Source organism: Shewanella vesiculosa (assembly GCF_009994065.1).
GTDB classification, from domain to species: Bacteria; Pseudomonadota; Gammaproteobacteria; order Enterobacterales; family Shewanellaceae; genus Shewanella; species Shewanella vesiculosa.
Genome location: NZ_JAACSD010000004.1, coordinates 353,624 through 366,458 on the forward strand (window position 1 = coordinate 353,624; position 12,835 = coordinate 366,458).

The 12,835-nt window shown below is 41.3% G+C and carries 10 protein-coding genes; 4 read left to right on the forward strand and 6 right to left on the reverse strand.

Features of this window, described 5'->3' with window-relative positions:
• Positions 1-288: 288 nt before the first annotated feature.
• Entirely contained in the window at positions 289-1,497 is a 1,209-nt protein-coding gene (locus GW828_RS03835) for a porin (protein WP_124015190.1), read from the forward strand.
• Between the two features lie 151 nt (positions 1,498-1,648).
• Here GW828_RS03835 and GW828_RS03840 read toward each other — a convergent pair whose 3' ends face one another.
• Positions 1,649-2,158, reverse strand: a complete 510-nt coding sequence (locus GW828_RS03840; RefSeq protein ID WP_273057851.1) for a peptidylprolyl isomerase — start codon at positions 2,156-2,158, stop codon at positions 1,649-1,651.
• A gap of 94 nt (positions 2,159-2,252) precedes the next feature.
• Entirely contained in the window at positions 2,253-3,599 is a 1,347-nt protein-coding gene (locus GW828_RS03845; RefSeq protein ID WP_273057850.1) for a M20 metallopeptidase family protein, read from the reverse strand.
• Positions 3,600-3,751: 152 nt separating this feature from the next.
• Here GW828_RS03845 and GW828_RS03850 point away from each other — a divergent pair, with 152 nt between their 5' ends.
• The gene (locus GW828_RS03850) at positions 3,752-4,270 is read left to right on the forward strand and encodes a GNAT family N-acetyltransferase (RefSeq protein WP_124015193.1); all 519 of its coding nucleotides are present in this window, start codon (positions 3,752-3,754) and stop codon (positions 4,268-4,270) included.
• A 657-nt stretch (positions 4,271-4,927) separates the two neighbouring features.
• A complete protein-coding gene (locus GW828_RS03855; RefSeq protein WP_273057849.1) occupies positions 4,928-6,829 on the forward strand; it encodes a sensor domain-containing phosphodiesterase in 1,902 nt (633 codons plus the stop codon).
• An 81-nt stretch (positions 6,830-6,910) separates the two neighbouring features.
• Here GW828_RS03855 and GW828_RS03860 read toward each other — a convergent pair whose 3' ends face one another.
• From GW828_RS03860 to GW828_RS03870, 3 genes are all read right to left on the reverse strand, one after another.
• Entirely contained in the window at positions 6,911-8,122 is a 1,212-nt protein-coding gene (locus GW828_RS03860) for an FAD-binding oxidoreductase (RefSeq protein ID WP_273057848.1), read from the reverse strand.
• 113 nt (positions 8,123-8,235) lie between these two features.
• Positions 8,236-9,894 carry a hydroxylamine reductase gene (hcp, locus tag GW828_RS03865; RefSeq protein ID WP_182696800.1) on the reverse strand — a complete coding sequence of 553 codons (1,659 nt, stop codon included), beginning with the start codon at positions 9,892-9,894 and terminating at the stop codon, positions 8,236-8,238.
• A gap of 381 nt (positions 9,895-10,275) precedes the next feature.
• Positions 10,276-11,262 carry a DUF4382 domain-containing protein gene (locus GW828_RS03870; RefSeq protein ID WP_182723588.1) on the reverse strand — a complete coding sequence of 329 codons (987 nt, stop codon included), beginning with the start codon at positions 11,260-11,262 and terminating at the stop codon, positions 10,276-10,278.
• A gap of 275 nt (positions 11,263-11,537) precedes the next feature.
• On the opposite strand from GW828_RS03870, the gene GW828_RS03875 reads away from it, so the two are divergent.
• Positions 11,538-12,206, forward strand: a complete 669-nt coding sequence (locus GW828_RS03875) for a DUF3157 family protein (protein ID WP_273057847.1) — start codon at positions 11,538-11,540, stop codon at positions 12,204-12,206.
• Positions 12,207-12,351: 145 nt separating this feature from the next.
• Here GW828_RS03875 and GW828_RS03880 read toward each other — a convergent pair whose 3' ends face one another.
• On the reverse strand, positions 12,352-12,612 hold the full coding sequence (locus tag GW828_RS03880) for a DUF5062 family protein (protein WP_124015199.1): 261 nt from the start codon (positions 12,610-12,612) through the stop codon (positions 12,352-12,354).
• Positions 12,613-12,835 lie beyond the last annotated feature (223 nt).

Here is a 12,835-nt window from a genome sequence, read left to right on the forward strand (position 1 = left end):
TAATTATAGATAAAATGCACACCACTATGACTGGGTAAAAAACTACCTTACATGCATAAGCAACCACCAATTAACATTTGCTTACAATTATTAACTGGCACCCAACCCTCTATTAACACGAGCTTTAGCTAAGTCATTGAACAATGCATTTTATGATGTATATCGCCTTTTTTGAGCATATTTCACTTTGTTAGTCGACTGATGGTTTGCTACTCTCCGTCGTCTCAATGGAAAGATATATTAACGGACTAAGCTGTGCTTACTCAAATAACAAGACAAGAGATTAAAATGAATAAAACTTTAGTTGCAGCATTGATTTCAACCATTCTGGTTATCCCTTCGGCCTCAGCAATCGAAATTTATAAAGATGATGTCAATGCTGTTAAAATTGGCGGATTTATCGATGCGCGCGTCATCAATACCCAAGGCGAAACAGAAGTTGTTAACGGTGCTTCTCGAATTAATTTTGGTTTTAGTCGTCAATTACAAAATGATTGGAAAGCATACGCTTTGCTTGAATGGGGTGTAAACCCTGTAGGCAGCACAGATATTGTGTATAACAACCGCTTTGAATCAATCCAAGAAGAGTTTTTCTATAACCGTCTTGGCTATGCAGGTTTATCACACGACAAATACGGTAGCATCACAATTGGCAAGCAGTGGGGTGCTTGGTATGACGTGGTATACAGTACCAACTATGGTTTTGTGTGGGACGGTAACACTGCCGGTGTTTATACTTATAACAAAGATGACGGCGCGGTAAACGGTGTTGGTCGTGGCGACAAAACTGTTCAATATCGTAACAGTTTTGGCGATGTCAGTTTTGCAGTACAGGCGCAACTTAAAAACAGCGCTTTCTATACTTGCGATGTTGAAAATATTACTCAAGATGCCTGTGAAGAATTATGGGCAGCAAGTTCACCTTCTGCGCAACAAGTTGAGTATAACTACACCTATGGTGGTGCAGTAACTTATCAAGCAACAGACAAATTAGTGTTAACTGCTGGTGTTAACCGCGGTGAGTTTGATGTGACCTTTGGTAATGGCACTTCATCTACTGCTGTTGATCTTATTTACGGCATGGGCATTACTTGGGGCAACTTTGACCAGAATGGTTTTTATGCTGCTGCCAACGTCAACAAAAATGAAAATCATGACACCGACAATATCGGCCGTTTAATTAACGACGCTGTAGGTCTTGAATCATTATTCTCATACAAGTTTGATAACAATATTCGTACGTTCTTGTCGTATAACATATTGGATGCTGGCACTAACTATGTCATCCAACCTAACTATAATGCTGACCCAAATGACATGTTCAAACGTCAGTTTTTCGTAGTAGGTTTACATTATGTATTTGATCCAGATACTGTTGTGTATATTGAAGCTCGTCGTGATTACAGCGATTTCACCAGCGCAGATAAAGCACAACAAGCAAGAATGGAAGTGTCTGAAGATGACGGCGTTGCCATTGGTATCCGTTTCACACTTTAATGTAATTTGGTGTTAATTGCCGATCAAAAAAAGGTTCGACATCACTGTCGAACCTTTTTTATATTTATGCCTTTAAGCACAGGCTAAAACTGAAACGTTAAGTAAGTTAATTGATTCAAGTCACTGAATCAAAACTCTTAAATCAACAATCTCAAGCCACGGTTTTTTCGTCAATAATAGTCACTTTCTCAACAATAATAGGTTCACTCGGCACATCTTCATGGCCAGCCATGGTGGTAGTTTTCACCCGCTCCATTTGCTGAATAACATCCATCCCCGCTGTGACTTTAGCAAATACAGCATAACCCCAGCCAGCATTAGTCATGGCTGCATGGTCGAGAAAATCATTGTCGGCAACATTAATGAAGAACTGCCCAGTAGCAGAATGTGGTGCATCTGTTCGCGCCATCGCTAATGTGCCGATCACGTTTTTCAAGCCTTTATTGGCTTCATTGGCAATCGGGTCACGAGTGGGTTTTTCTTTCATTTTGGCAGTTAAGCCACCACCTTGCACCATAAAGCCTTTAATCACTCGATGAAATATCGTTCCTTCATAAAAGCCGTCTTGGCAATATTTTAAAAAGTTCTTTGATGAAACTGGCGCGCGTTCCATTTCCAGTTCTACGGTAAAATCGCCAAGATTAGTTGTAAAAACAATCATATACTGCCCACGGGGTTAAAAATGAGAATAGCCGCCATTATAGCTGCTATTCCACTTATCGCTAAAGGAAATCCTATCGCTGAACACTTGGCATTTATTGCGCTGGCTGATTAAATAAATCCATCGCTGTGCGCGTCATCGCTCTTACACCTGTGCGAATCGTTAACGGATAATCTGGTGCAAACTGACTCGAATGCAAAGACGGTAAGGTATCGCCAGACTCAAGGCTCGCTTGATACAGGCTAGGGTCGACCCCGCCAAGCCAAAATAAGGTAATAGGACGTTTCTCTGGCGTGAGTCCATATAAACCAAAATCTTCGCCAGCCATTACTGGCGGTGCGACCAGCACATTATCACGACCTAACTCGGCTTCAATACTGGCTTTAACCTTAGCGGCTAATGAGGGATCGTTATACGTTGAAGGGATAGTTTCATCATCATGCACATACACCACAGGCATAAGTTCATCAGGTAAACCTGCACTTATTGCAATACCGGAAGTAATCCGTTTAATCGCCGCTATTTGCTGCTCACGAACCTCAGGATTGTAAGAGCGTAATGTCAGTTGCAGCTTGACCTCATCGGAAATAATATTGTGCTTTGATCCACCATGGATCGAGCCAACAGTTACCACATTAGGCTCTAATGGTGACACTTCGCGGCTAACAATGGTTTGCAGTGCAAGTACGGTGCGCGCAGCAATAACAACCGGATCGATGGTTGCGTGCGGATAAGCGCCATGGCCGCCTTTCCCCTTAATGGTAATATCAACCGAATCAACATTCGCCAAGGCATAACCGCTTACGGTGCCGACTTTTCCTGCTGGAATTGATGCACTAACATGTAAACCAATAATACTATCTGGTGTTGGGAATTGATCAAATAACCCCTGTTTAAGCATGGCTTTTGCACCACCACCGACCTCCTCTGCTGGTTGAGCCACCATCATTAACGTACCTTGCCAATCGGCTTTGTGAAGCATCAATTGTTGTGCAGTGCCAATTAAACTGGTCATGTGAATGTCATGGCCACAACCATGCATAATCCCCACGGTATTATTACTGGCATCTACTGTGGTCACGGTCGAGGCATATTGTTTGCCCGTTTGTTCAATAATAGGTAAGCCATCGATGTCAGCGCGGATCATCACCACTGGCCCATTACCATTTTTAACAATGCCAACCACACCATAACCACCAAAATTTGACGTCACTTCAAAACCGAGTTGTTTAAGCTCTTGCGCCATACGTTGACTAGTGGCTTTTTCTTGATATGACAATTCAGGGTGTTGATGCAAATGTAAATAAAGCTGCTCAAGTTTAGGCAAAGCTTTAGTGACAGATTGATCAAGTTCACTTGCAGCTGCTGTCAATGACAGTGACAGTGACGCAGCTGAAATCGCTAACGCTAATAACGGGTAAACAACACGAAGGCAGGCCATATTATTCTTAATTGTCGGAAATTGAATATGTTAACCTACCACAAGCTTAGGACACTTTGTAATGGGTTTTAATTTCCTGGTAATCGCTTAAAAGATTAACTCATTGTGGTCATACAGAGGATAAGCAGGGAAACCAATCAAAAGGAAAAATAATGAAAGTCATTACTGAAACGCCAAGGTTAATTATTCGCGAATTTACTCTTGAAGACGCTCCTGCAGTATTGCACTTTAATACCCCTGAGCAGGTTAATCGTTACACTGGCGATGCGGGAGTGTGCACAAGGTTGCAAGATGCAGAAAACATCATTCGTGATATTTGGTTAGTTGAATATCAACAGTACGGTTTTGGTCGTTGGGCTGTGGTCCTTAAAGATAGCAATACTGTTATTGGGTTTTGCGGTTTTAAAAATGAAATCCGCATCAATGCCATTGATATTGGCTACCGCTTACATCCAGATTATTGGGGGATAGGTTTAGCCACTGAAGCTAATAAGGCTTGTATTGAATACGCAAACAAACATATGAATTTAGACATTGTTTATGCCGATGTAGCCGATGCCAACAGCGGTTCAATTAATGTTGCGACTAAACTAGGAATGACCTACCACTCCCAATACCAAGATGGCGAGTTGACCTTCAATCGTTATGTGATGTCATTTAACAACAAATAACGACCTCTGATCCCAAGTTCAGGTTAAATACTAAATTTAACAAAAGCTCTAACCGCACATTGCTTGCCTGCTTTGCCAATAAAGCAGGCTTTATGATCCAAGCTGACTATTAGCCAAGCTCATGTTTCACTATCAAATCCAGCTTATAAAAAAAGCAAATTTGATTATAAAATAAGCGCTTGTAAGCAAAGAGATAAAAGTCATTTTTGAATGATTTTTTTATACACTAAATTAAACACTATCAATGCCAAGCTAATCCATATAACCAGACCAGCTGCGCTCGAACTCGTGACAAAAACATTAATAACCAACATAGTGATAGTATTTTATGTTAGTTTGTTATTGTACGTTGTAAGGGATCGATGCGAGATTCATGGATGAAAGAGTAGCTACGGCAGTTAGCCCGTTATGTAGCATCACAATGGACTCTTTAGAAATTACCCAACCAGTATTTCCCTTCATTCAAGGCCTCACACTATCTCGTTGCACTTTACACAACAATTTTAAGCATTTGATTTTAAAATAATTTGTAACGATTCACTATTTTAAATGTTAATAATCTCGAATTCGCCAATGTTACAGAGTGGCGACCTGTTGACGTATCTCGTTACGTACAAACAGTATGTTTTTTGAGTAACAATAAAATAAGAGGTCATAATGTTGTTGAAAAATAACACCATTTCAATACCGCCAGAAATGCTAACGTCTTGGCAAACGGCTGTCGACCTCATCGCCAAGGTCGCTAAAGTGCCAGCATCATTGATCATGAAACTTCATGCTAATGAAGTGGAAGTCTGTGTCGCCAACAATAACACCGATAACCCATATACACCCGGGATGAAGGGCAAGCTAGGCCATGGCTTATATTGTGAATCAGTGATTGAACAGCAAACTGAATTACACGTTGAGAATGCATTAAACGACCCCCTTTGGAGCCAAAATCCAGATCTTGCCCATGGGATGATTTCTTATTACGGCTTACCACTCAATTGGCCCAACGGCGAGACCTTTGGCACCATTTGCGTATCAGACAAAAAAGCAAAAGGCTACTCCGCCGACATCATCATGCTATTGGAGTGCTTTCGTAAAAATGTTGAAAGTAATCTAGAAATACTTGATCAAAAGGAAAAACTGGTACAAGCCAACTTACTATTAGAAACTCGTATTGCGCAGCGGACTTTTGAATTAGAGAAGCTTAACAATGAATTAATGCAGGAAATCGACTCACGAGTTGCAGCGGAAAAACTATTAGATATTCAACAACGTTTTGATATCGTTACTGGCTTGCCTAAATTCAATCAGCTCGAAACCATGTTTAACCAACTGACGACAAAAAATGAATTTACCTGTATTTCAGTAATCCATTTCAGCATCACCAACTTAAAAGTCGTTCAAGACGGTTTAGGTTATGACATCAGTGAAAAAGTGCGAAGTATAGTGGCGCAAAAGCTACAACGCTTTATGACGAATAACACCTATCTTGCCATTGTCAGTGAGACGACCTTCTGTATCGTTATCACCACAAAAAAACGGCTGTTCGCGGATAAAATAGCGAATTTTTGCTGTCGATTATGTCAGCACTTTGGCCAAGAAATTTATGTCGAAGACTTGTCATTATCCGTTACCACCGCAATGGGAGTCGCATTTTATCCTAACGATGGTAGCCGATTTATGGACCTATCCAGAAAATCCAGTGCGGCTCTGTCTCATTGTGAAACAGGTAATAGTAATAGCTATAAGTTCTTTAACCAAAAAATGGAATCTGAACTGTCTAGTCGCATACAAATGGAATCATTACTAAGAGGCGCACTTAAACGCGATGAGTTGTCGTTACATTACCAACCGTTTGTATGCACACAAAGCAAAAATGTTGTCGGTGCTGAAGTGCTGATAAGATGGCATAACCCAACGTTAGGCCAAGTTTCACCAACTGAATTTATTGAAATTGCAGAACATTCAGGACAGATCATTGAACTGGGTTATTTTGTATTAAGAAGTGCGCTGAAACAATTAGCTTATTGGCGAGAACTCTATAATCAAGATTTTTATCTGGCGATCAATATGTCACCCATACAGCTAAAAGACAGCTACCTGGTCGACAAGATTGTTAACTTGCTTGAGTTATACAAAATACCTGGCCATTTACTTGAAATTGAGCTGACCGAGAATGCGTTAATCCACGATACAGTATGTGCCCAAGATGTATTGAGCAAGTTAAATCAGCACGGGATCCGTTTATCGTTAGATGATTTTGGTACTGGCTATTCGTCACTCAGTTACTTACAACATTATCCGTTTAATTCGGTTAAAATTGATCGCAGTTTTATTTGCAATCTTGATACCTCAGAACAGAGCCGACAGTTAGTCAGCACCATTATAGCCATGGCAAATAACTTACAGTTATCATTGGTTGCAGAAGGCGTTGAAAATCAATTTCAAGCCGACTTTGTGGCGACACAAGGCGCCAACATCTGGCAGGGTTATTATTTGGGTAAACCAGTAGATGCTGATGATTTTGCCCAACAATACTTAATCACCTCGATCACCTCACAAGATTAGTCGTAACCAAGAGTAGACTCGTAGCATTAAATGTTTACAGGCTAAGTGTTGAAGCTACAAATAGGGAGATATTTACCCTAATCACATTTGTAAGCGTACATTCGAGGTTATTTTAGTTGAACAGGCCAACACAAACCCCGCGGAAATTTCGTCTGGCGTTAACGCCATTTGACTAGACGATACCGTGGTGCCCGAAACAACCTGGCATTTACACGCACCGCATACGCCAGAACGACATGCGGCAATTATCGGTATCTTTGCTGACTCGATACCATCAAGTAGGCTTTGATCGCCGCTTAACGGCACCTGTTTGTCACCTATACTCAACATAAACTGCTCGGTTGATGGATTACTTTCTAATGCAGCTTTCAACCCCATGGCACTACTGGCACCAAAGCTTTCTTGATTGAATTGACTCATATCAAATTCGGCGGCTTCAAGCATTAATTTTACTGCCGCCATGTAGGGCTCAGGTCCGCACACAAATACGGTACGCTGTTGATAATCTGGTACTAACTTAACTAAGGTTGCTAAACTTAAACGACCACTTTCACAACTTGTAGAGGCATATTTATCAGTCAAATGTTGCTGATTATCATCAGACTCAAGTACATAATTAAGATTAAAATATTGGCTACGAGATGCCATCGACGCCATTGAATTGGCAAATATAATGTCATCGACCGTTTTGGCACTGTGTACAAAGGCAATATCGCTATCGGTGGTGGTATCGCAAAGCCAGCGCGACATAGAATGCATTGGCGTCACACCGCAACCGGCGCTTAAAAATAAGTATTTATCGGCCTCAATGTCGACCAAGTTAAATATCCCATCTGGGCCAGTCACTGTCACTTCATCACCTACGTTGAGCGACTCAGTTAAGTAATTAGACACCACGCCACCAGCGATTTTTTTAATCGTCACCACTAGTGAAAATGGTCGTGAAGGTGACGATGAAATAGTGTAACTGCGATAAACCTTGTCGCCATTAATATCTAACTTAAAGGTAATAAACTGCCCCGGTTTAAAATTAAATTTAACCGGTGTAAGGCCCTGAAAGCGAAAGCTGACCACATCGTGGGTTTCATGCCATTTTTCAACACAGCAAAGCTGTACCTCGCCTCGTTGCCAGTTATCGGCAGCCAAAAGTGCTTTCGGACTAACCTGTGCTGTAGATTCAAGCGTTGGCGTGGTCTTGATAACGGGGGCCTCGTTAACAGGTGTAACAGATTTAGCCGCTTGGGCACAAAGCGCTTGTGAAAATGAAAAACCAACTGAGGGAGTACTACTCATTTAGATACCTTTAACGCAGTAAAAAACACAGATAGCAATATGAAAATCTCATATCGTTTTAGTCGTAATCGTGCAAACAAGCCTGGCTTAGATGCACGATTGTTATGACAGGATTACGCTACCTTGATCATCGCTTTTAAGTCTGATTCAACATCGGTAGTGGTACGTAAACCAAATTGTTGCTCAAGGATATTTGCCAAGTTTTCAGTTAAGAACCCTGGTGCACTTGGGCCTGTACGAATGTTTTTCACCCCTAGAGATAGCAGGGTTAACAACACTACAATCGCTTTTTGCTCAAACCACGACAACACAATGCTTAACGGTAAATCATTAAGGTCACATTCAAAAATGTCCTTTAACGCTAACGCTAACTGAATCGCCGAATAAGCATCATTACACTGGCCAATATCTAACAAGCGTGGCACACCGTTAATGTCGCCAAATTCCAATTTATTGAATTTGTACTTACCACAACCTAAGGTCAAAATAATTGAATCATCAGGCACAGACTTAGCTAAGTCTGTAAAGTAATTGCGCTCTAATTTGTCACCATCACAACCACCAATTAAGAAGAAGTGCTTAATAGAACCATTCTTAACGTTTTCAACCACTGTTGGTGCTGCAGCCATTAATGCATTGCGAGCAAAACCGATAGTGATAATGTGAGGGATTTCATCATAGATAAAGCCTTCAAGCGCGAGTGCTTTGTTAATCACTTCGCTAAAGTCATCACCTTCAACATGGGTCACACCAGGCCAACCGACAATACTGCGGGTATAAATGCGGTCAGAGTATTCACCCACTGTAGGGTCGATAATGCAGTTTGAGGTCATCACCACTGCACCAGGGAAAGTGGCGAATTCTTTTTGCTGATTCTGCCAAGCACCGCCGTAGTTACCGACTAAATGCGAGTATTTTTTAAATGCTGGGTAAGCCAAAGCGGGTAACATTTCGCCGTGAGTAAAGACATTAATGCCCTTGCCTTCGGTTTGTTGCAGAATAAGCTCTAAATCTTTCATGTCGTGGCCAGACACTAAAATCGCCTTGCCTTTAACAGATTTGGTATTTACTTGCGTTGGCTCTGGGTGGCCAAATGAGGTGGTTTCGCCTAAATCTAACATCGCCATAATGCGATAGTTTAATTGGCCAATTTGCATTGCTGTAGCAAATAATTTGTCAGCATCAATAGAGTCTTCGCCTAAAAATGCCATGATGTTATGGAACTCAGCAGCCACATCAACGTCAGTTTGATCTAATACGCGAGCATGCTCCATATAAGCAGCCGCACCTTTTAAACCGTATAAACATAATAAACGTAAGCCAAGAATATCTTCATGCACGTCACCACGATTAGGCAGTGCCATGGGTGCTTGGGCTAACATTTCAGGCTTTGAAGCGCCGAGCAATAACTCGCCCTGGGCGCTAACCATTTCTGGCTCTACGCCCTTGCCTTTACAGGCAGCCATATAAGCCGCTTTTAATTGGTCACGATAGGTTTGAGCCTGATAGGCATAATCAATTAAACGGTCATCATCAAAGTTGACGTTAGTCAGTGTGGCAAAAAAGGCTTTAGGGACAAACACATCAATGTCGCTGTCTACAATGCCAAACTCACGGGCTTTAACTGCGTAAGCCGACACACCTTGCAGCATATAAATTAATAAATCTTGAATATCAGATGTCGACGCTAGCTTGCCGCACATACCTTGCGAGTAACTACAGCCATTGCCTTCCGGTGTTCTAATGGTTTGCTCACATTGCACACAAAACATAACTCTACTCCTTAAATATTATTCATGTATAAATTTTACATGTTAAGGATGAGTTTACGCTTTACCCTGTAAATCAACAGCCGTTTTTGGCACTAATGTCAGCTTTTATGAGCTACATCACCTTCAGCAATCGCTAATATTAGCGGTTTGTTATTGGGTCATTTCGATGGGGATAACTGAGGTTATGACGCGCAAACATTATTATCGTTCGCGACATAATGAGCATAAATATCGGAAAATAACCTAGCTAGAGTCAGTAAGACATACAAGCAATGATGTCTTACTGATTGTTAGTTGATTGACCAAATCAAATGGGTAAAAAGTCTTGTTAAAAAATATAACGCATTAATAAAATGATAGAAAGTTCAACTAGCCTCAGCACTAGCCACCATGCCCTTGATGATGGCCACCATTGCCGTTGCCGCACTCATGTATCGTTTGTTGTCCGCCGAGAGGGCCAGATTCAATGGTGATAGCGCCTGCATCTTCATACATAGCAAAAGGCCCTGCGCTAATGTCATCAATGATTGGATCATCTAAATGACCTAAACAACTATAACCAACGCGGTAATTGCCTACAGGCAAATAGCCCATTGCAAAATACCAATCTCCATCCGCAGTTTGTAACAGTCGGCTCACCGATAACGGAGCCGTTAGCCCTGCTGGATGTGTTGTGCCCATATCGGCCATTTGATCAACAGAGGTGACACTTTCAGGATATAAATAGGCTAAATGATAAAACTCCCCACCAACAGGAGTGACAGCAGCATAGTCAGTTTCACAATTGGCAATCCATTGCGGATCAACCTCGCCAATTAAATGTCCCATTTGACTATTATCCACTGACCACATTGCACTATGACTTAATTGGTATTGTTCTTGCTCCCTTAACAAACCCCGATATAAGTTAATTTCCAACGTCATTACACGTTGTTGGTTAGCAATAATCTCAACATCATCTATTGGTAAATAACCATTTTCAACTTGCAAACTATGACGGCCTTGGCCATCTTCAACATAACAACCTTGATTGCCATCACCCTGATCAATTGTCACGTGAACATTATGATATTGGCCAACAGGTAGATCGATATTATCAATGGCAAGATGCCGGTTCATGCCTTGATAATCGAGTAAATTAAACTCCCTATGTTGCAAACTATAACGGTGAATTTCACCCGCTGCGTCTGTCATAACAAGTTCATTCATCACTAATCCTAACCGAGACACTCCAGCCATAGGCGCATCAGACACCCCTAAAGAAAACTGCCCTAAAGGGATAACCTCATCGGTTGTGCTATCGCTGCCACCACAAGCGCTTAGTAATAAAACCGTAGATAACATTAATACTGAATAATAAGTTTTCATCACACGTCCTCTATGTATTCGAAACCCAACCAGTGTTGCGCACAAAGAGGTACCTAAATTTGATCAACATCAACAAACTGCGTTTAAAACAGTATATTTTTTAACCTTAAACTCACAATCTACAGTGGACTTACGCATAACCTAGCCACAGCGATAAAACCATACTTAACATGAGCGGATATAATATGGATCTACAATCTTACTTTATTTCCAATTCAACGATAAATGTACGTAGAATGGCCAAAGTAGTAACTACTTTCAATCAGGACGAATAGATGAAAACCAAACTTAATGCGATCGCATCAGCCCTATTTTTATTCCTTGCTCCAGCAGCAATGGCCGCCGATGTCGCGGTGATCACCTTAGAAAATGGCGCCAATGTTCGCCTAAAAGACGATTTCACTTGGGAATACATCATTACTGAAACCGTAACCCAAGCAGAGCTCGCCGCTAAAGCAGGCATCACAGAGCAAACAAGCATAGCAACCCCCGCTACAATTGCACCAGCAGCCCCTGTTGCAGCGTCAACGGTAACCATGCCCACTGCGCCAGTAGTTAATACTCAGATATCAACTACCCGTTTAACAGCAATGGCGTTAGCACAGCCAGAATTATTAGCGAGTACGGCTAAAGATGGCATTAAAATCACCCTTGCAGACACAAAATGGAAAGGCGATAAACTCGGCTTAGTGTTCGATTTTGACAGCACCAGCAACGAACATGTCACGGTTGTTGAAGTTGAAGTGAGTTTTTACAATGACATGGGTGAGTTGCTTAAAACAGAAAAGCTTGAAGCCTGGGAAGCGATATTCCGTATGCCAGAAACTTACCTGCGTAAAGGCCAGCATCGTCAAAGTGATGCTATCTGGGTAGAAGGTATTAATAAGCAGCAATGGCAAAAGCAGTTGATAAGCTTAAAAATTGTTGAAATTGAATCACGCTAGGTCAATAGCTAAACACTAAAGTATCTACGAAATATAACAGTCTGGATTAAAGCCAGTACCAGCAATATAACCTTAACATCAATAAAAAAGCCCAAATGAAATAGCATTTCATTTGGGCTTAATTCTATGGTGCCTGTTGATAACGTTAGTTTAATAACTCATGCTCTTTAGGCAGCTGCTTACTAATCCACAATATCAATTTATGTTTGCGATTCGGGCCATCATCTTTATCTTCGGCCAAGGGCTGAATTAAATTGTCTTGCACTAATAATCGATAAATACACTCGATTTTATCTTTTGGTGAAATGCCTTTGCCAAAATCATCAAAACCGCGCTTTTGCGCATATCCCATGCCAATCTCCATCGCGAGCTTGAGCAGTTTTGTATCGTGTTTACCTGCTTTCATCTATCACCCTCATCGTGCTACTTATTGCTATTAAGCTACGCGAATATAGCCAAATTAGCACTACAATTGCGCTCGATTTGCAGCAAAATCTAACAAATATCACTATTGGCAACTTTAGTTACAATAATTAATCTTAGTTAATCCCTTTAACCTTTGCGGCAAGGCACAGGCTTGGTATTGTATTAAGTTATACCAACTGATGAGCAGCAGCTTATTTTTGAGT